This is a genomic window from Undibacterium sp. GW821-FHT07F11 (assembly GCF_059418665.1).
On record NZ_JBWKQH010000004.1, the window covers coordinates 225,180 to 245,241 of the forward strand.

Below are 20,062 nucleotides of genomic sequence, written 5' to 3' on the forward strand. Positions count from 1 at the left end.
TAGCTGCCGGGCTACCCCCGGCCTGTGATCTTAAATTACATGGGTACGTATTTGAAAAGCAAGTACGTAAAATAATGCGGTTCTGAAATTAACTCACGCAATAACTTGCTACGAATGCCACTGGATTCCTGCCAAAGTCACCCAAGAATGACGTTAAGGCGATTGCTGTAATATTTGATGGTAAGCAAGTTACTGTTTGCTCTTTGACCCTAGTAATATTCCAATCGCGCCTCGAACCTCGTCAACAGTCGCAGGCTCCCCGCTATCTCCAAGATTAATAATCCTGTCCGACCAGTTGCCTTCAGTCTTCCACCGCGGCGAAGCGCAATAGATTTCTATGGTTGGGGTTTCGTAAGCTGCAGCGATATGCGTCAGGCCGGTATCGACACCGATGGCAAGGTGTGCCTTTTGCGCCAGCAGGGTTGCGGCCTGCATGGATAGTGCAGGCAAGACGCTGGCGTTAGGCATGACGGCAGCCATGGCTTCAGCTTCAGCTTTTTCAGCTGCGCTGCCCCAGGGTAGCAGTATCGGTAATTCGTAGTTTTTCAATTCTGCGGCAATCGCTTGCCAATTCTCACGCGACCATTTTTTTGCCGCACCTGCGGTGCCGTGAAAGAACACCGCATACGGCGTAGCTGGCAACCATGTACGCTGATCAGCGGGTATCTCCGGTGCCCGCAAGCCAAAACTGGCTGGCGTGTTGACGGTATAGCCACCAGCGGCAGCAGCAACCAGGCGACCGCGCAAGACGGCGTGAGTGCGCTTGTCTACGGGTACACTGATGTCGTGGAAAATTCTGGAAATGCCTTCATAGCCTGAACCCTCAGTACCATTTGCCAGGCCGACTTTTTTGCCGCCTTTGACGGTTTTTGCCAGGCCCATGATGATGCCGGTTTTGAGCAAGCCCTGGGTATCAAGCACCAGGTCATATTGCTCTTGCCTTAGCTGGCGAAAGAAATTTTTGATCTCTTGTCGTGTTGCCGCCTGTCCCAGACTCTTGCGCCAGCGACGCAAGGCGAAGGGGAATATCTGATCGACACCGGGATTGAGTCTCACCAGTTGCACATAGGCTTCTTCAACAACCCAGTCTATGCGCGCCTGCGGAAACTGGCGGCGCAAGTCATTCACGATGGGCATATTATGCAAAACATCGCCCAGCGACGAGACACGAACAAGAAGGATTTTCACTTGGATAGTAAGACCGGAATTCTCACCACAGAGGCACGGAGACACAGAGGTAGCACAGAGAAAAAGCAAAGGCGTGAAGAGTCATTGCCAAACACTTTTAGCTTAAAAGATTTTCTCTTGTTTTTCTCTGTATCTCTGTGATGAGCTTTTATGTTTTAGGTTTAAATAAAATTAATACGGCAATTTCGCATCTGGCTTAACAGCCAGCACAGCCTGCTTCATTGCGCCCTGTATGCGTGCCAGTGCTTCGGGGTTTTCGGCTTCAAAGCGCATGACGATGACGGGGGTGGTGTTGGATGAGCGGGCCAGGCCGAAGCCGTCCGGGTATTCAACGCGCAAACCATCGATAGTGATGATTTCATCGGAACCAGGGAAGCTGGCATTGGCTTGCATGGCAGCGATGATCTTGAAGTTTTCGCCTTCGGCCAGTTGCAATTGCAGTTCTGGTGTCGAAGTCGATTGCGGCAAGTTGTTCAGTGTGGCTGTCATGTCAGCTACGCGGCTGACGAGTTCCAGCAAGCGTGCACCAGCATACAGGCCATCATCAAAACCATACCAGCGGTCTTTGAAGAAGATATGACCACTCATTTCACCACCCAGTGGTGAGCCTGTTTCGCGCAGCTTGGCCTTGACCAGGGAATGGCCGGTTTTCCACATCAGCGGTACACCGCCGCGTGCTTTTACCCAAGGTGCGATATGGCGTGTGCATTTGACGTCATACAAAATTTGCGCACCGGGGTTGCGTGTCAACACGTCTTCAGCAAACAGCATGAGCTGGCGGTCAGGGTAAATGATCTGACCATCCTTGGTGACGACACCGAGACGGTCACCATCGCCATCAAATGCCAGGCCTATTTCTGCATCAGTGGTTTGCAGGCAGCGTATCAGGTCTTGCAGGTTTTCTGGGTGTGCTGGGTCAGGGTGGTGGTTAGGGAAAGTACCATCGACTTCGCAAAACAGTTCTATGACTTCACAACCCATGCCGCGATACAATTCACCGGCAAATGCACCTGCCACGCCATTGCCGCAATCGACGGCAATTTTCAAAGGACGGGCGACCTTGACGTCACCGATGATGCGCTCAAGATAAGTCGCCTTGATGTCATGCGTGCGGTAGTTGCCGCTGCCTTGTTTGAAATCCTTGTTCAGGATGGTCTGGTACAGCGCTTGTATGGCATCGCCATAAATCGCTTCACCAGCCAGCACCATTTTGAAACCATTGTAGTCAGGTGGGTTGTGGCTGCCTGTGACCATGATACCGGAGGTAGCACCCAATACATTGGTGCCAAAGTACACCATGGGGGTGACAACTACGCCCAGGTTGATGACGTCAATGCCAGTTGATTGCAAACCCTTGGCCAGCGCTGTGATGAGGTCCGGGCCGGACAAGCGGCCATCACGGCCTATGACCACAGCTTTCTCACCCTTGGCGATGGCTGCGCTGCCAAAGGCCTGGCCTATCAGGTGAGCAACTTCTGCATCCAGGGTTTTGTCGATGATGCCGCGAATATCGTAGGCTTTGAATATGCTGGGGGAAAGTAGGGACATGATTTTTCTTCTTTATCTAAATTAGCTAATTAATCTAATGCTTCAGTGGAGCAGGCCAGCGCTGGCCTTTGTGGCCTGCTCTTCAGTGCCAACTTGCTGGGCTTGCCAGATCAGGTCTTCAATACCGCATTGTGGTTCATATTCTGCCACTATTTGCAGCAACAGGGCGCGGATTTGCTCATAATCAAAGGCGGTGCAGGCAGTATGCAGGTTTTGCAACAGGGCATTCAGTTGATCCCATGGCAATTCATTTTCCTGGGCGCGCATGATCAGCGGGTGCGAAGTACCTTCGACATTGTCGCCTATCAGCAATTCTTCATACAGTTTTTCACCGGGGCGCAGGCCTACATGCTGGATTTCTATGGTGCCGTCTGGCGTTGCTTCACTTTTCACTTCCAGGCCGCTCAGATGCACCATGCGTCTTGCCAGATCAATGATGCGTACCGGTTCACCCATGTCCAGCACAAACACATCTCCACCTTCACCCATGGCACCGGCCTGCAAGACCAGTTGTGCAGCTTCGGGTATGGTCATGAAGTAACGGGTGATCTCAGGGTGGGTCAGGGTAATGGGGCCACCCGCCATGATTTGTTTACGAAACAGCGGTACGACCGAGCCGGATGATCCCAGCACATTGCCAAAGCGCACCATGCAAAAACGCGTATGTTGCTGGCGACGTGAGCAGGCTTGCAAGATCAGCTCTGCCAGGCGCTTGGTCGCACCCATGACATTGGTAGGGCGCACCGCCTTGTCAGTCGAGATCAATACAAAATTCTTGACCCCTGCAGCCATGGCAGCTTGCGCCACGGACAGTGTACCAAACACATTATTGCGTATGCCTTCTGCCGGATTATGCTCGACCAGCGGCACATGCTTGTAGGCGGCCGCATGGTACAGGGTTTCTATTTCACAGGTGGTGAAGATGCGGTCCAGTTTGGCGCTGTCGAGTATCGAACCGAGGAAGGGCAAAATCTCTACATCCAGCTTTAATTGCTGGCGCAGGCCAGTCAATTCCTGTTCTATGGCATACAGGGCGTATTCCGACATTTCCAGCAGGACCAGTTTGGTGGGGCGCTGGCGCAAGATCTGGCGGCATAGTTCAGAACCGATGGAACCACCTGCACCAGTTACCATGACACGCTTGCCGGTGATACAGATACTCAGCAGGCGGGCATCGGGTTCAACCTGGTCACGGCCTAGCAAATCCTCTATCTCGACTTCGCGTATGTCCTGCACACGCAGTTCGCCATTGACCAGGCTTTGTATCGATGGCGTGACTTTGATCTTGAGCTTCAGCGGCTCAAGCTGATCAAGTATCTGCTTTTGCCTTGTCTTGCTGATGCTGGGCATGGCCAACAAAATCTCGCGTATGTCGTGGCGGTCGGCCAGGTCCTTCAATAGCTCAGGTGCAAATACCTTGACGCCGCCTATGGTCGAACCTTGCACGGACTTGTTGTCGTCGATGAAGGCGGCGCACACATATTCACCACCTGCACGCAGGGCAGTGGCCAGTTGCGCACCGGCTTTGCCAGCGCCATAAATGGCAATGCGGGTGGCGTTTTCAGCCATGTCAGCCTGTAACAGCCAGGCCCTGGCCAGAAAACGGCTGGCACCCACATACAAGATGGAGCCTGCCCAAAAAAAGCCAAACACTGCCCGCGATAATGGCGTGATATGCAGCATCACCGCCACAAAGGCCATGAACAGCACCGACAGGGTGACGCCAAAGACGACTACGCTGATGATTTTCTGATCGATGAAACGTATCACGGCACGGTATAAACCTATGCGTATGAATACCGGTATGGCTATCAGGGAAGAAGAAACGATGAGCCAGAAGTAATGATTGAACAGGCTGAGATTAAAGGTTTCATAGCGCAGCCAGATCGCCAGGATAAACATCAGTGGCAGGCAGACGGCATCAGCCAGGGCAGCAATCACCTGTTTTTGCAGACGCGGCAGATTGAGCAGGGATTGCATCATGATTGCATATCTCGATTCATTGCTTGTTAATCTTATGAATGCTCATTAATGTGTAACACCATCACGACGCATCACCTTGTAGAAGGTCAGGAACAAGATGCGAATATCCAGCATGAAGGATTGATGCTGCAGGTAATACGCATCCAGATCCACTTTGACAGGAATAGGTAATTCATCCCTGCCATTGATTTGCGCCCAGCCTGTCAAGCCAGGTGGGATAGTATGTACTTGCTTTTCTGTGCGCAGGGCGATCAGGTCATCCTGATTGTACAGGGCAGGGCGTGGCCCCACAAAACTCATGTCACCACAGAGTATGCTCCACAATTGCGGTAATTCATCGAGGCTGGATTTGCGCAGGAAAGAACCGATGGGTGTCAGGTATTGATCAGGATTGCTCAACAGATGGGTGGCAACCGCAGGTGTGTCGATGAGCATGCTGCGAAACTTGGGCATCTTGAAGATGGCATTATTGCGCCCGACACGATCGGACCAGTAGACGACCGGCCCACGTGAAGTCAGCTTGACGCAGATGGCAACGATGATCAAAGGGATGATCAAAAACAGGCTGGCTGTCAGTGCAAGGACGAGATCGAAAAGGCGCTTCAACATATTCTTCATTCAACAGGTATGGCTGCAGCCGTGGCTTGCAAGCCTTGTTCTACGGTATAAGGTGGTGACCAGGCCAGCAGCTTTCTGGTTTTGCTGATATCGACTTGCAGCGACTGGCATAAACGGTCCGCGACATTTCTTTTGCCCAGTATGCTGGCAGCAAGTGTCAGCAAGCCCACCGGGAAAGGGAGCAAGCGGGATTTAACTTGCAAAGCCTGCGCGCACAGGCGCAATAATTCTGTCGTCGATAAATCCCTGCCATCGGAGGCCAGGAATATCTGGTTGCGCGCCGCTTCGTTCAGCCGGCAATGCAGGATAAGGTCAACCAGATTATCCAGATACACAAAGCTGCGCTGGTTATGGATGCTACCCAATGGCAAAGGCAGGCCACGGCGCACCATGCGCAGCATGCTCAGGAAATTGGCTTTGACACCCGGCCCATACACCAGCGGCGGGCGTATGATGGTGACAGCCATGCCAGTTGTCTGTGCCAGTTGCAGTAAAGCCTGTTCGGCCTCCATTTTGGAAATACCATAGGCATCCTGAGGCATGGGTTGATCATCGGCAGTGTAAGGATGACCAGGCAGGGTCGCTTCACCATTCACCTTGACCGAGCTCAGATAAATAAATTGCTTGATGCCCGCAGCTGCAGCCTGGCGTGCCAGTTGCAGGCTGGCGCCCACATTGACGGCACGGAACTGCGCGAGAGGGTCGCTGGCTGTCTCTTGCATGACATGCACCCGCGCAGCGCTGTGGATGACGATGTCCACTCCTTGCAGATGGGCAGACCAGTCAGTGTCAGGAGTCATGTCGCTGACTATGGGATTGTGCATGTCCGCGGCCTGCCAATCCAAAGGGCGGCGGCCAGGGCAAATCAGGGCGATACCCTGAGACAGACATGCGCGGGCAATAGCCTGGCCGACAAAGCCGCTGGCACCGGTCAACAAGATTTGCTGCTTCATACTTTATTTGGCAGCAGGCAAATTCGACCGCCTGTCATAGACAAAATAGCGGCGCGAGAGGAATTTCAGGAAACTGCGGAAAAACCAGCTGGCATGGCGTGACACCAGGTTGCGGTTTTTATGGGCGGCTGTATGAGTAGCGTTTAGTTGTGGATAAAAACGTATGCCCTTGCCAAGCAATTGCTTGGAACGGTAACAGATATCCACATCTTCAAAATACATGAAATACCGTGTATCAAAGCCTTGCAGAGCCTGATAGTGCAGCGCATCAAAAGCCAGGAAGGCACCAGAGGCCCAATCAACATGGCAGGTTTCTGTCATGGTCTTCTTGTCATACGGTTCGGACAGGGAGCGCACCGCCACCATGCGCAATAATGAAATCACATTCGGGAAACGGCGTACATTCGCATCCACATACAGATGTTGTTCATCACGATAGAGATTGATGGTGGCTACAGGAAAAGCGTCGCTCCGCATGTTCTCAACCAGGGTGAGAATGGTGTCAGCGCTGATGGTGATGTCAGGATTCATGACGATAAAACTGTCACCTTCGGCAAAACCGATGCTGCTGCTGATCAGGTCAAACAGGTAATTATTGTTTTCGCCAAAACCCAGGCCAGGTTTATCGTCTATGTAAGAAACGCCATGTTGCAGACAATAGGCTTTTAATTCCGGGGAAGGGTGATTATCCTTGATCCACACATGCATGTTCGCAGCGGCATCGCGCAAGCCACCCATGCCGCTTGCGATAAGCAGATTTTCATGGCCGTGACTGACGATTGCGACATGTATCATAGTTTACTAAGTGATGCTGCATAGGGTCTGGCACTGAGCTGGCAACTGAGCTGGCGATTAAACTAGCAATTAGCTAGCAATTAAGCCTGGTGACTAAGCTGGCGACTTTGTATCCAATACTTTAAAAATAATACGCCCAATTTCCAGTCAGGGAAGTTATGGATGGGCGGCGTGAACAATTTTCTTGTGTACCAGATTTTCTCATAGAAATCACAGTTTATAGGTGCGGGATTTAACCATGGCGGTTGTTTTTCTTGCGCATTCGCTGTTTCTGCCATACTGATGCGCCGTGCCACCTGTTCTATATCATGCGCTTGCCTGATTTCTTGCAGTATCGCAGCCTGGTCCAAGCCTGGGCGTTGCTGTTGCGCTTGTTGTGGCGTTTGCTGCCGGGTTTGCTGTAAATAATAGCTCATGTCGTCCAGCAAGGTATCCTGACTGCCTGATTTGAGCTGATCCGCAGGAGAATAACCATGCGCGCCGGTCAATATGCCAAAGCAGGGCAGACCCTTGACCACCATTTCCGGGAAGGCCGTGCCACCGGTCAGGGGGAAGCTATCGACATAGACACTGGCGTCGCGCATGCAGACCAGATAATCCTGATAAGCCATACGTTTGTGGAAAATCGCCTGCTTGCCCATTTGTCGTGCAGGCTTCCACCACCACCAGTTGGTTTTCAGGTTGGGGCCTATCAACATCAGTTTGCGCCCCGTCCTGGCTTGCAGGCGTACCGCAAAATCAGGGAAGGAATACTCACCGCCTGGCTTGTATTTATAAGCTGAGCCTGCGCTGGCGATATGGCCTGTGGCATTTTCTGGCCGTTCGGCAGTGGTATCAGGCAACTTTAACGGGATGCCTGCAAACACGCATTTCTCATGGCTGCCACGCAGTTTACTGAGTTCCCAGCCAAAATAACTGAGTTCAAGCACTACGTCTGCGATGCCGTGACCATAAGAGAATACATGGTCGGCATGGTTGTACATATAGATGCGGGTGCCGCACAATTGCCTGGCTAAACCAGCAGCGATGACGGCATCGATATCGTAGGGGTGGATATGCAGTACAAGGGTGTTGTATTGTGCAAAGTGATTCAACAAGGCCTGTATCTTTTCTTGCCTGTTGCTGAATTTGGGCAGACAGATGCAGGGATGGCCAGGCGTACTCAATTTTTCCCAGGTAGCATGTGGTGCTTTTTCTGTCACCAATACCGCAGAATCCTGCAAGGCCTGACTGGCTATCAGGTGCTCAACTACGCGGGTATGGCCGCTGGCGGTATAAGCCTGGCTCAATACATGCAGATAAGTTGCCTTGATGCCTTGCTGTGCTGGTGCTGTGAACAAATGCTGATAACGCTGCAGCAAGGTCTGTTCCAGCTCAGGCAGAGCATACTGACCCAGATTGTTTTTCCATAGCAGCTCGCCAAGCGCGCGGGCACGCCGCATGCAACTATCGAGTTCTCCCGTCGCGAGTATGCGGGCGACGCATGCCTGTATAAAACTGGCGAGCTTGAGTGGGCGTTCAGCGGTAGGCATATTTTTTTAAAATCCAGGCGATACATGCCCAATACAATACATAGTTAATGCAAAAGGCAATCACTGCACCCTGCAAACCAAATGTAGGGGTCAGCAGATAAGTCAGCACAACCAGCGACAGGCTGAAGACGATCTCGGTAATCACATAAGGCCTGGTCAGCGCCCGGCCCAGCATGACAAAGCCCAGCACCCAGCTGCCTATCTTGATAAAGTCCCCCACCAGTTGCCATGCCAGTAGCTGTAACATGGGGCGGAACTCTTCTGTGAATACCAGCCACAGCATGAGATCACGCAAGAGATAGACCATGACTGCACCCAGTGCTGTCAAAGGCAAAACGAAGCGATATACGCGGGCGATTTCTTTTTTCAATTCTGCTGCTGCCTTGATTTCTGCCAGGCGCGGCAGGTAATACACCGTCAGCGTGGTAGTGATCAGCATCAGGTAAATATCACTGATGCGTGTCACAGCCTGCCAGTAACCGGCCTCTTGCCATCCAAAATCCTGCACCAGGTGATTACGTATCAGCATCTGGCTCAACGGCACGACCGTGGCAGTGACGACAGCCATCAATGCATATGCACCCAGTTTGCGCAGCATGTCCTTGTCTGCCTTTGCAAACAGCATGCCAAAGCTGAACCACTTGCTGCGCAGGCAGAGGATGAGTGTGATGATGGCGACGAAAGACTGGTTCACTGCCAGCGCTACCAGTGCGCCATACAGGCCCCAGACGCTGGCCAGCAACCAGGTTGCCATCAGTGTGACTATGCTGGTCGCGATGTTGGCTCCTACATAGGCAGCGACTGCTTTCTTGCCATTCAAAATCGCCAGCAAGAGCGTATTCAAGACAAACAGCACCAGGCTGGCTGCCAGCCATAAAAACACGCTGCCATATTGCGCATCTTTTAATAGCAATACCGCCAGTTGCTGGTGAAATACCGCAATGAAGGCAGAGGCCGCCAGTGAGCAATAGACAGAGATACGCGCCGCACTGGCCCATACTCTTTGCTGGGCGGCGGCATCGTCGCCATGTTCAGCTGTGTACTTGGTCACGCCGGTGGAAATTGCGCCACTGGCAAATGACAAGATCATGGTCACGGCATTCTGGAACTGGCCTATGACGGCATAACCACCTGGCCCCACATATACTGCCAGCAATTTGTTCAGGCCCAGCATGGTCAGCATCCTGACGATGACAGCAATTGCATTCAACAGGCTGGTGCGTACCAGTGTCATTGTCAGGTAGCTGATGCAGTTGAACTAGTTGAGCCAGCTTGCAGGACGAAATCGCGAACTGCGGCGATGACGCGGCTGACATCTTCCGGTGCAAGATATGGGTCTAGCGGCAGGCTCAATTCTTCTGCATGGATTTGTTCAGACAGCGGGAAACTGCCCACACCCAGTTGCAATTCAGTATACGCCGGTTGCAGATGCGGCGGGATGGGGTAGTGCACCAGGCTGCCTATGCCAGCGTCCTGCAAGTGTTTTTGCAGGGCATCGCGCTTGGCATGACGCACGGCATAGATATGCCAGACCGGTTCGGACCACTCAGGCACAAACGGTATCACCAGGCCAGGCAAGTCTTTCAAGCCTTCATGATATTGCTGTGCCAATGCACGGCGCTGCACATTCCAGCCATCGAGTCTGCCCAGTTTTACTCTTAGTAGTGCAGCCTGTAATTCATCAAGGCGTGAGTTGTAACCTTTGACTTCATTATGGTATTTGATTTGCGAACCATAATTGCGCAAGACTTTTAATTGCTTGGCCAGTTCTGCATCATTGGTAGTGACTCCACCAGCATCGCCCAGTGCGCCGAGGTTCTTGCCCGGATAAAAACTGTGGGCAGCAGCATCACCCAGGCCACCAGAGACACGCCCTTTATATGTTGCACCGTGCGATTGCGCTGCATCCTCTATGACTTTCAAACCATGTTCACGGGCGATGGCGATAACCGGGTCCATGTCTGCGATTTGACCATACAGATGCACGACCATGATGGCTTTGGTTTTGGGAGTAATGGCCGCCGCGATTTTTGCAGGATCGATATTGTAAGTAGCCAGATCCGGCTCCACTGCAACTGGCGTCGCACCTGCATACGACACCGCCAGCCAACTGGCGATATAAGTATTCGAAGGCACGATGACTTCATCGCCTTCGCCTATGCCATAGGCGCGCAAAATCAGGTGCAGCGCATCCATGCCATTGCCGACACCAACGCAATACTGGCTGCCGCAATACGCGGCATACTCAGCTTCAAAGGCTTCCAGCTGTTTGCCCTGGATAAACCAGCCGCTATCCAATACTTCATTAAAAGCCTGATTCAACTCTGTACGCAAATCCTGATGCTGAGGCTTGAGTTCCAGATAAGGTATAGGTTTCATATTATCCATTCACTTATTTCACGTGTAAGAAGGACTGCACTAAGACAGATTTTCTCTTGATTTCTCTGTGGTGAAGCAAGGATTTCAAGCGACATGTCGCTTGCTTGCGCAACGATAAACTTTTGCAAAAGTTTATTCCTTCCTCTGTGCCTCTGTTGTGAGAGGTCTTTTCCAGATTGACTGATATCAGTCAGTTTCTATGAACTTCAAAAACTCATCATACTTGCGCAAATAATCTGCTTCTTCATAGTGCTGGTCAGCAAACACCAGCAAGACGCAATCTTCGGTGAAATTTTTCATTTCATGCCAGATGCGTGTGCCGATATAAACACCCTTGGCCGGCGAATCGAGTTCGAGTTCTACACGCTCTTTGCCATCATCAAACACCATGGTGCAGGAACCGCGTACGGCCACTGCCACCTGCTGCAAGGTCTTGTGGGCATGAAAGCCGCGTTCCACACCTTCGAGCGTACCAAAAATATAGTAAACCCGAGCAATAGGAAAAGGGATGTCCTGGTTGGCCTCGACGGCGACCAGGCTGCCGCGCTCATCACCGAGCACGCGCATAGGTATCATTTGCAGTTTCACGTGGTCTGACCTTGAGCTTGAGTTGTTGTATGGGGTGATGCATAAACAGGCGCTTGCACGCTTTGCATGCAGCCAGCCAGGGGGATGCGCCAGTCCGGTATGGACAATCCAAAAGCAGCCTGCAATTTTTCTGTATTCAATAAAGAGTTATACGGACGACGCGCGGGCACAGGATATTCACTGGCTGGTATGCCGCTGATCTGCGGTGCGGCTTTGCCCAGTTTGTTTTGCTGGTCTGCCAGTTCTATGATGGCTGAGGTAAAGGCAAACCAGTTGGTCGCGCCCGCAGCACTCAGGTGATACACACTACCAAATTGCTGCCACCAGCTTACCGCATCTTTGGATTGCTGTAATTGCTCCAGTATCCCGCAAGTAGTCGCGGCCAGCCAGTCAGCAGAATTGGGTGTGCCCCACTGGTCATTAACGACGCGTAATTGCTCACGCTCACGCGCCAGCTTCAGCATGGTCAGGAAAAAATTCTTGCCAAAGTTTGAATAGACCCAACTGGTGCGCAAGATCAGATGCGCGCAGCCACTGGCGATAATGGCTTGTTCACCAGCCAGCTTGGTTTTGCCATAGACATTCAAGGGGCCTGTTGCATCAGTTTCTGCATAGGCTTGCCAGTTGCCTTCTGCATCTGCCTTGTCACCGGCGAAGACATAATCCGTTGAGTAATGGATGAGACCAGCACCCAGCTTGCGTGCTTCTTCAGCCATGATGGCAGGTGCTATCGCATTGATGGCATGGGCTTTTTCTGCCTCGCTCTCGGCCAGATCTACCGCGGTATAAGCAGCCGGATTGATAATCAGATCTGGCTTGAAGTCGTTGATGCACAGTCGCAATTGCGCGGCATTGCTCAAATCCAGTTCTGCTCTTTGCGGCGCATGGATGGTGGCAGTTGCAGACAAGCGTGACAAGTGCGGCAGGAGGGCATGACCCAGTTGCCCGTTCGTGCCAGTCAATAATATCCTCATGCAAAGACCTCGGCATCTGCCAGCAGTTTGCCCAACTGGTCTTTGCCAGACAGCAATGGCGCATCCTGCAAGGGCCAGTTGATATCCAGTACGGGGTCATTCCACAGCAGGCAGCGTTCATGCTCTGGTGCCCAGTAATCGGTGGTCTTGTACAAAAATTCTGTACTGTCGCTGGTGACTAAAAAGCCATGGGCAAAGCCCGGCGGTATCCACAACTGGCGCTTGTTTTCTCCAGACAGGACGACAGCCTCAGACTTGCCAAAAGTCGGTGAAGACTTGCGCAGGTCGACAACCACATCAAAGACCTCACCGGCAATCACACGCACCAGTTTGCCCTGACTTTGTTGTATCTGGTAGTGCAGGCCGCGCAAGACATTTTTGGCTGATTTGGAATGATTATCCTGCACAAAATTGACATTCAGGCCCGTGAGTTCAGCAAATGTGCGGGCATTGAAGCTTTCATAGAAAAAACCACGGTCATCGCCAAAAACCCGGGGTTCCAGTATCAGTACGCCGGGCAAGCCGGTTTCTACAACTTTCATCGTAAAACTCTCATCTATCAATACGCTTTCTTGTCCAGTAACTTCAACAGATACTGGCCATATTCATTTTTCTTCAGCGGCTGCGCGAGTTTTTCGAGGTCGGCATCGCTGATGTAATGGCGGCGGTAGGCAATTTCTTCAGGGCAGGCTACTTTCAGGCCCTGGCGTTTTTCTATGGTGGCGATGAATTGTCCGGCTTCGAGCAGTGATTCATGGGTGCCGGTATCCAGCCAGGCCATACCCCTGCCCATCAATTCCACATTCAGCGTACCGTGCTTCAGGTATTCATTATTGACATCGGTAATTTCCAGCTCGCCACGTGCTGACGGCTTGATATTGGCCGCGATATCGCAGACCTGGTTATCATAGAAATACAGGCCAGTGACAGCGTAATTGGATTTCGGTTTTTTTGGCTTTTCTTCTATGCTGATGGCCTGGCGTTGCTCATTGAATTCAACGACACCATAGCGTTCAGGATCTTGTACATGATAGGCAAATACGGTTGCGCCACTTTGTTGCGCATCAGCCTGGCGCAATTGCGGTTCAAAGTCGTGGCCATAATAAATATTGTCACCCAGTATCAGGGCTGTATTGGCATTACCGACAAAGTCCTTGCCGATGATAAAGGCTTGCGCCAATCCATCAGGTGACGGCTGGACTGCATAGCTGAGCTGTATGCCCCATTGATTGCCATTGCCCAGCAACTCGGCAAAGCGCGGCGTATCCTGGGGGGTGGAAATAATCAGGATGTCGCGTATCCCCGCCAGCATCAGCGATGTCAGCGGGTAATAAATCATGGGCTTGTCATACACAGGCAGCAATTGCTTGGATATGGCCTGCGTCACGGGATACAGGCGTGTGCCTGAGCCACCAGCCAGGATGATACCCTTGCGTGCAGATGTATTGGCCATGCTACTGTTTATCTTGTTACTGCCGCTCATACTACGTCCCCGTCTTCATCATCTTCATATTGCAATGCTACCCATTTCAGGTATTCGCCCGATTGTACCTGCCTGGTCCAGTCATCATTGGCGAGATACCATTCCACGGTTTTTTTAAGGCCGGTACTGAAAGTTTCCTTTGGCTTCCAGCCCAGTTCTTTTTCTATCTTCCTGGCATCGATTGCATAACGGCGGTCATGTCCTGGCCTGTCGGTGACGTGCTTGATCTGGTCTTTGTAACTGCCTTGCGCCTTGGGTTGCAATTCGTCCAGCAATTCACACAGGGTATGTACTACGCTCAAATTGGTTTGCTCATTCCAGCCACCGACGTTATAGGTTTCACCGGGTTTGCCAGCTTCCAGTACGCGGCGGATTGCCGCGCAGTGATCTTTCACATACAGCCAGTCACGTACCTGCAAGCCATCGCCATACACCGGCAAATCTTTGCCGGCGCGGGCATTGGCTATGATCAGCGGTATCAGTTTTTCCGGGAAATGGTAAGGCCCGTAATTGTTTGAACAATTGGTCGTCAGTACCGGCAGGCCATAGGTATGGTGATATGCCCGTACCAGATGATCGGATGCAGCCTTGGTAGCCGAGTAGGGGCTGTTCGGTGCATAAGCCGTGGTTTCGGTGAAGGCCGCATCGTCTGCAGCCAGCGTGCCATACACTTCATCCGTGGATATATGCAGGAAGCGGAAGTTGGCTTTATCTTCGCCTTCGAGGCTTTGCCAGTAAGTGCGTGCTGCTTCCAGAAGATTGAAGGTGCCATTCACGTTGGTTGTGACAAAGGCGGCCGGGCCCAGGATGGAGCGGTCTACATGGCTTTCTGCTGCAAAGTGTACGATGGCCCGCGGCTGATATTCAAAAAACAAACCGCACAGATGGGCACTGTCGACGATGTCGCCTTTGACAAACACATGGCGCGCATCATTATTGAGGCTGGTCAGGTTGTTCAAATTGCCAGCGTAGGTCAGTTTGTCGTAATTGAGGACAGACTCATCCGACTGGGCCAGCCAGTCCAGAACAAAATTGGCACCGATGAAACCCGCGCCTCCTGTGACAAAAATCATGCCTCACTCCTCTAATAATCGCTGAAATCTGCTGAATTGCTTGCAACAGGCGATTTTACTTGAGAAGAGGCTGCTTTCGTTGAAGGGGACTACTAATCTATGCGTTTATTTAATATGTTTTGGCAATTGTTTTATATAGATAGCGACCGACAAACCTGCTGGCGAGTTTGAAAACTTGCCACTATTGAAATGTCGTTGTGCCGTATCAGCTTACGAAGCCAGGGTATTTGTCTGGGACAGGCAGATCCAGGCGACAGTGGCGACGGTGTAGGCCAGCAAGATGAGGGAGATGAGTGAGAGTTTCATGGTTATACCTCCAATGAAGATATTTCTTGGAACCTGCTTACTATCCTACTACGCGAGCGCAATCGGAGTTCGTGCGGGGCTCATGTGCTGCTCAAAATGCTCATGTAGTAGAGTACATTCCGCTTTTTGCGCTGCGTTTTATGTTGCCTTGACCCCGCTGATACTCGCTCGCTACAGATCGTAAACAGGTTCTTACGCATCATTTTAGGATGCGACGCAGCATATTCCAGTAATGAATTGTTCTTACTTTGTTACGAAATGTGTTTATTTGTACATCAAATGTAGCTTGAAATAGAGCTTGCTTAGAGCCGGGCCACCCCAATGTTGGATCAGGTCACCGCGAATAAGAGAAATTCAGGAAAATTTGAAGATAAAGCCTTGAAATCGTAAGGATATATCCCCAAATGCAGGGGTAATGTATGTTTTTGATCGGGAGAGTAAGTATGCAAGAGCAAGAAAACCAGCAAGCGGAAAAGGTAGAAATAAAAGAAGCCGCGCCGGAAGTTCAACTGGATGGCGTTGTTCAAGGTGAAACAGTGCAGACGTCTGCACCAGAAGCAGCCCAGGAAGCAGTACCTGCACAGGATACTGCTGAGCAAGTGATTGCCAAGCTCGAAGCAAAAGTGCAAGAATTGCAAGATTCTTTCATGCGCGCCAAGGCCGAAGGTGAAAATATTCGCCGCCGCGCTCAGGAAGATATCAGCAAGGCGCACAAGTTTGCGATTGAAGGTTTTGCCGAAGCCATGGTGCCAGTCAAGGACAGCCTGGAAATGGCCCTGAAGATTGACACACCGTCTATAGAAGCGCTGAAAGAAGGCGTGGAAATGACATTGAAGCAACTTAGTGCTGCATTTGAAAAAAATCGCCTGAATGAAGTCAGTCCTGTGCAGGGCGACAAGCTTGATCCTATGAAGCATCAGGCTATTTCCATGGTGCCAGCTGAGCAAGATGCCAACACAGTCGTGACTGTATTGCAAAAAGGTTATACCATTGCCGACCGTTTATTGCGTCCGGCTTTAGTGACAGTAGCGCAAGGAAAGTAAGAAAAGCGTAAAAAAACACGCAAAAATGGCTTGAAAAGCGTGTTTTTTACCATATATCCGAAACAGACGAGTTCAGTTGCAATAAAAAAGCGCACTGACTCACCAACATTGACAAAAAAATCTACATTCTGAGGGAATTATCATGGGAAAAATGATTGGTATTGATTTGGGTACAACCAATTCTTGCGTTGCTATCATGGAAGGCGGCCAGCCAAAAGTGATCGAAAATGCAGAAGGTGCGCGTACTACGCCTTCCATTATTGCTTATCAAGAAGATGGCGAAATCCTGGTTGGTGCATCCGCCAAACGCCAGGCTGTAACAAATCCCAAGAACACACTGTTCGCGGTCAAACGCTTGATCGGTCGTAAGTTCGAAGAAAAAGAAGTGCAAAAAGACATCGGCCTGATGCCTTACACCATTTCCAAAGCTGACAATGGCGATGCATGGGTATCCGTGCGCGACAAGCGTCTGGCACCACCGCAAATTTCTGCTGAAGTTTTGCGCAAAATGAAAAAAACTGCTGAGGACTACCTCGGTGAAGAAGTGACAGAAGCAGTCATCACTGTTCCTGCTTACTTTAACGATGCACAACGTCAGGCAACCAAAGACGCTGGCCGTATCGCTGGTCTGGATGTCAAACGTATCATCAATGAGCCAACAGCTGCTGCGCTGGCCTTTGGCCTGGACAAAAAAGAAAAAGGCGATCGCAAGATTGCGGTATATGACCTCGGTGGCGGTACTTTCGACGTATCCATCATTGAAATCGCTGACGTAGATGGCGAAATGCAATTCGAAGTATTGTCCACTAACGGTGATACTTTCCTCGGTGGTGAAGATTTCGATCAACGCATCATTGATTACATCATCGACGAATTCAAAAAGATCAATGGTCTGGACTTGTCCAAAGACCCTATCGCTTTGCAACGTATCAAGGCCTCTGCCGAACGTGCAAAAATTGAATTGTCGAGCTCGCAACAGACAGAAATCAACGAGCCTTACATCGCCATGGCAAATGGCGCACCTGTGCATTTGAATTTGAAAATCACACGTGCCAAGCTGGAAGCTCTGGTAGAAGAACTGATCCAGAAAACCATCGAGCCTTGCCGCATGGCGATCAAGGATGCAGGCGTGAAAACCACAGACATCGATGACATCATCCTCGTTGGTGGTATGACACGTATGCCCAAGGTTCAGGACATCGTTAAAGAATTCTTCGGCAAGGAACCACGTAAAGACGTGAATCCTGATGAAGCCGTTGCCGTTGGTGCAGCGATTCAAGGTTCTGTTCTGTCTGGTGACCGTAAAGATCTGTTGCTGCTGGACGTGACACCTTTGTCTCTGGGTATCGAAACCCTGGGCGGCGTCATGACCAAGATGATCCAGAAGAATACGACTATCCCGACCAAGTTCAGCCAGGTGTTCTCTACTGCAGACGACAACCAGCCTGCAGTGACCATCAAGGTTTACCAGGGTGAACGTGAAATCGCTGCCGGCAATAAAGGCCTGGGCGAATTCAACCTGGAAGGTATTCCACCATCAGCCCGTGGCACGCCACAGATTGAAGTGACTTTTGACATCGACGCCAATGGTATCTTGCACGTAGGTGCAAAAGACAAAGCCACTGGCAAAGAAAACAAGATCACGATCAAGGCAAACTCTGGTTTGACGGAAGAAGAAATCCAGAAAATGGTGAAAGATGCCGAGCTGAACGCGGAAGAAGACAAAAAGGTCAAGGAATTGGCCGAGTCCCGCAATCAGGGCGACGCTCTGGTGCATTCCACCAAAAAAGCGCTGGCTGAACATGGCGACAAACTGGAAGCTGGCGAAAAAGAGAAGATCGAAGCCGCCATCAAGGAACTGGAAGACGTATTGAAATCCGGTGACAAGGCTGAGATTGACACCAAGCTGGGCGCACTGTCCACTGCATCGCAAAAGTTGGGTGAAAAAGTCTACGCTGACATGCAGGCACAACAGGCTGCCGCAGGCGCAACTGCTGGTGGTGCAGGCGCGGCCGGTGCAGATGCCAAACCTAAAGATGATGATGTAGTTGACGCTGACTTCAAAGAAGTCAAAGACGGCAAGTAATACCTAGTTTGACGGGTCTGCGCCCGTCATGACGCGCCGGGTGGCTCGCTTTGCGATGCTGCCCGGCGTTTGCGCTTAAGTTTGATGCTTAAGTCGATGCTAGAAATTCTAGACTTAAGTTCAAGAACAATACTGAGGTTAACAAGAGATGGCGAAGCGTGATTTTTACGAGATTCTTGGGCTGGGCAAAAACGCCACCGAAGACGAAATCAAAAAGGCCTATCGCAAAATGGCGATGAAGTACCATCCGGACCGCAATCCGGATAACAAGGTCGCGGAAGAAAAATTCAAGGAAGCCAAAGAGGCTTATGAGATGCTTTCCGACAGCCAGAAGCGCGATGCCTATGACCGTTATGGTCACGCCGGTGTCGACCCGAATATGGGCGGCGGCGGCGGTGGCGGTGCAGGTGGTTTTGCTGATGCCTTCGGCGATATTTTTGGTGATATTTTTGGTGGTGGCCGTCGCAATGCCGGCCCGCAAGTATATCGTGGTGCTGACTTGCGCTATAACCTGGAAATCTCGCTGGAACAGGCTGCCAACGGTTTTGATACCACCATCCGTGTACCTAGCTGGGATTCTTGCGATACCTGTCATGGCTCCGGTGCCAAACCAGGCACCTCGCCAGTCACTTGTACAACTTGCGGTGGCCATGGTCAGGTGCGCATGCAGCAAGGCTTGTTCAGCATACAGCAGACTTGCCCTAAATGTCATGGCACAGGCAAGATGATTCCTGATCCTTGTACTACTTGCTCAGGCGTTGGCCGTATCAAGCGTAACAAGACGCTGGAAGTCAAAATCCCTGCAGGTATTGATGATGGCATGCGCATCCGCTCATCCGGTAACGGTGAACCGGGTGTGAATGGTGGCCCTCCGGGTGACTTGTATGTGGAAATCCATATCAAGCAGCATCCGGTATTCCAGCGTGATGGAGACGATCTGCATTGCGAAATCCCGATTTCCTTTGTCAAGGCAGCACTGGGGGGGGATATCGAAGTACCTACCCTGAGCGGCAAGGCATCTTTCACCGTGCCTGAAGGCACCCAGTCCGGCAAGACTTTCCGCCTGCGCAGCAAGGGTGTGAAGGGTGTTCGTTCCGGTTATGCCGGTGATCTGTTCTGTCACGTTGTCATCGAAACACCGGTGAAGCTGACAGAAAAACAAAAAGAACTCTTGCGTGATTTTGAAAAGCTGACGGTGGAAGGTGGGCCCAAGCACAATCCACAAAGCAAAACCTGGATGGACAAGGTCAAGAAATTCTTTGAATAGACACGATCAGTTCTGCTAGTTTTGCAAAAAAACCGGCAAAAAGCGCTATAAGCTCTACTTAAAAGCCTGCCCAAACTTGTTTTGGCAGGCTTTTTTGTTGCTCATATACCGCGAAACCATTTCTTGCATATCAGTGCCGCAATTCTGCCTGTCACCCCTATGGCATTCTGCTACTATGAGAAGAGTGGAATATTGTTGCTCCTGAGTTATAAGCAAACCAAGAACAAGTCGTTAACAGACAGAACA

The 20,062-nt window shown here is 51.1% G+C and carries 17 protein-coding genes; 3 read left to right on the forward strand and 14 right to left on the reverse strand.

The annotated features are described in order from the left end of the window. Positions 1-189: 189 nt before the first annotated feature. From waaC to rfbB, 14 genes are all read right to left on the reverse strand, one after another. The gene (gene waaC, locus AC07OI_RS11520; protein ID WP_495257312.1) at positions 190-1,188 is read right to left on the reverse strand and encodes a lipopolysaccharide heptosyltransferase I; all 999 of its coding nucleotides are present in this window, start codon (positions 1,186-1,188) and stop codon (positions 190-192) included. 171 nt (positions 1,189-1,359) lie between these two features. Next, a complete protein-coding gene (locus AC07OI_RS11525; RefSeq protein ID WP_495257313.1) occupies positions 1,360-2,736 on the reverse strand; it encodes a phosphomannomutase/phosphoglucomutase in 1,377 nt (458 codons plus the stop codon). A gap of 42 nt (positions 2,737-2,778) precedes the next feature. Beyond that, a complete protein-coding gene (locus tag AC07OI_RS11530; protein WP_492702523.1) occupies positions 2,779-4,716 on the reverse strand; it encodes a polysaccharide biosynthesis protein in 1,938 nt (645 codons plus the stop codon). Positions 4,717-4,764: 48 nt separating this feature from the next. Next, positions 4,765-5,325, reverse strand: coding sequence for a sugar transferase (locus AC07OI_RS11535; protein ID WP_495257580.1), 561 nt, complete (start codon positions 5,323-5,325; stop codon positions 4,765-4,767). A gap of 8 nt (positions 5,326-5,333) precedes the next feature. Then, positions 5,334-6,290 (reverse strand): UDP-glucose 4-epimerase family protein, encoded by a 957-nt coding sequence (locus tag AC07OI_RS11540; RefSeq protein WP_495257314.1) that lies wholly within the window; start codon positions 6,288-6,290, stop codon positions 5,334-5,336. Between the two features lie 3 nt (positions 6,291-6,293). Continuing rightward, a complete protein-coding gene (locus AC07OI_RS11545) occupies positions 6,294-7,085 on the reverse strand; it encodes a glycosyltransferase family protein (protein WP_495257315.1) in 792 nt (263 codons plus the stop codon). An 80-nt stretch (positions 7,086-7,165) separates the two neighbouring features. Beyond that, positions 7,166-8,617, reverse strand: coding sequence for a hypothetical protein (locus tag AC07OI_RS11550; protein ID WP_495257316.1), 1,452 nt, complete (start codon positions 8,615-8,617; stop codon positions 7,166-7,168). Next, the gene (locus AC07OI_RS11555) at positions 8,604-9,851 is read right to left on the reverse strand and encodes an O-antigen translocase (protein WP_495257317.1); all 1,248 of its coding nucleotides are present in this window, start codon (positions 9,849-9,851) and stop codon (positions 8,604-8,606) included. Before AC07OI_RS11555 ends, AC07OI_RS11550 begins: the two co-directional genes overlap by 14 nt. A gap of 2 nt (positions 9,852-9,853) precedes the next feature. After that, complete coding sequence (locus AC07OI_RS11560; RefSeq protein WP_495257318.1) at positions 9,854-10,996, reverse strand: DegT/DnrJ/EryC1/StrS family aminotransferase; 1,143 nt, start codon at positions 10,994-10,996, stop codon at positions 9,854-9,856. A gap of 186 nt (positions 10,997-11,182) precedes the next feature. Beyond that, entirely contained in the window at positions 11,183-11,584 is a 402-nt protein-coding gene (locus AC07OI_RS11565) for a sugar 3,4-ketoisomerase (protein WP_492702111.1), read from the reverse strand. Further along, positions 11,581-12,558, reverse strand: a complete 978-nt coding sequence (rfbD, locus tag AC07OI_RS11570) for a dTDP-4-dehydrorhamnose reductase (RefSeq protein WP_495257319.1) — start codon at positions 12,556-12,558, stop codon at positions 11,581-11,583. The genes AC07OI_RS11565 and rfbD overlap by 4 nt, the downstream gene beginning before the upstream one ends. Then, the gene (gene rfbC / locus AC07OI_RS11575; RefSeq protein ID WP_495257320.1) at positions 12,555-13,100 is read right to left on the reverse strand and encodes a dTDP-4-dehydrorhamnose 3,5-epimerase; all 546 of its coding nucleotides are present in this window, start codon (positions 13,098-13,100) and stop codon (positions 12,555-12,557) included. The genes rfbD and rfbC overlap by 4 nt, the downstream gene beginning before the upstream one ends. A 17-nt stretch (positions 13,101-13,117) precedes the next feature. Beyond that, the gene (rfbA, locus tag AC07OI_RS11580) at positions 13,118-14,011 is read right to left on the reverse strand and encodes a glucose-1-phosphate thymidylyltransferase RfbA (protein ID WP_495257321.1); all 894 of its coding nucleotides are present in this window, start codon (positions 14,009-14,011) and stop codon (positions 13,118-13,120) included. A 26-nt stretch (positions 14,012-14,037) separates the two neighbouring features. Continuing rightward, the gene (gene rfbB / locus AC07OI_RS11585) at positions 14,038-15,114 is read right to left on the reverse strand and encodes a dTDP-glucose 4,6-dehydratase (RefSeq protein ID WP_495257322.1); all 1,077 of its coding nucleotides are present in this window, start codon (positions 15,112-15,114) and stop codon (positions 14,038-14,040) included. Between the two features lie 749 nt (positions 15,115-15,863). Here rfbB and grpE point away from each other — a divergent pair. The 3 genes from grpE (at position 15,864) to dnaJ (ending at position 19,816) form a co-directional block, all read left to right on the forward strand. Further along, the gene (gene grpE, locus AC07OI_RS11590) at positions 15,864-16,463 is read left to right on the forward strand and encodes a nucleotide exchange factor GrpE (RefSeq protein WP_495257323.1); all 600 of its coding nucleotides are present in this window, start codon (positions 15,864-15,866) and stop codon (positions 16,461-16,463) included. A 142-nt stretch (positions 16,464-16,605) separates the two neighbouring features. Beyond that, complete coding sequence (gene dnaK, locus AC07OI_RS11595; protein WP_492702099.1) at positions 16,606-18,549, forward strand: molecular chaperone DnaK; 1,944 nt, start codon at positions 16,606-16,608, stop codon at positions 18,547-18,549. Positions 18,550-18,697: 148 nt separating this feature from the next. Next, positions 18,698-19,816: a molecular chaperone DnaJ gene (dnaJ, locus tag AC07OI_RS11600; protein ID WP_492702097.1), complete on the forward strand. Its 1,119-nt coding sequence runs from the start codon at positions 18,698-18,700 to the stop codon at positions 19,814-19,816. The last annotated feature ends 246 nt before the right edge of the window (positions 19,817-20,062 follow it).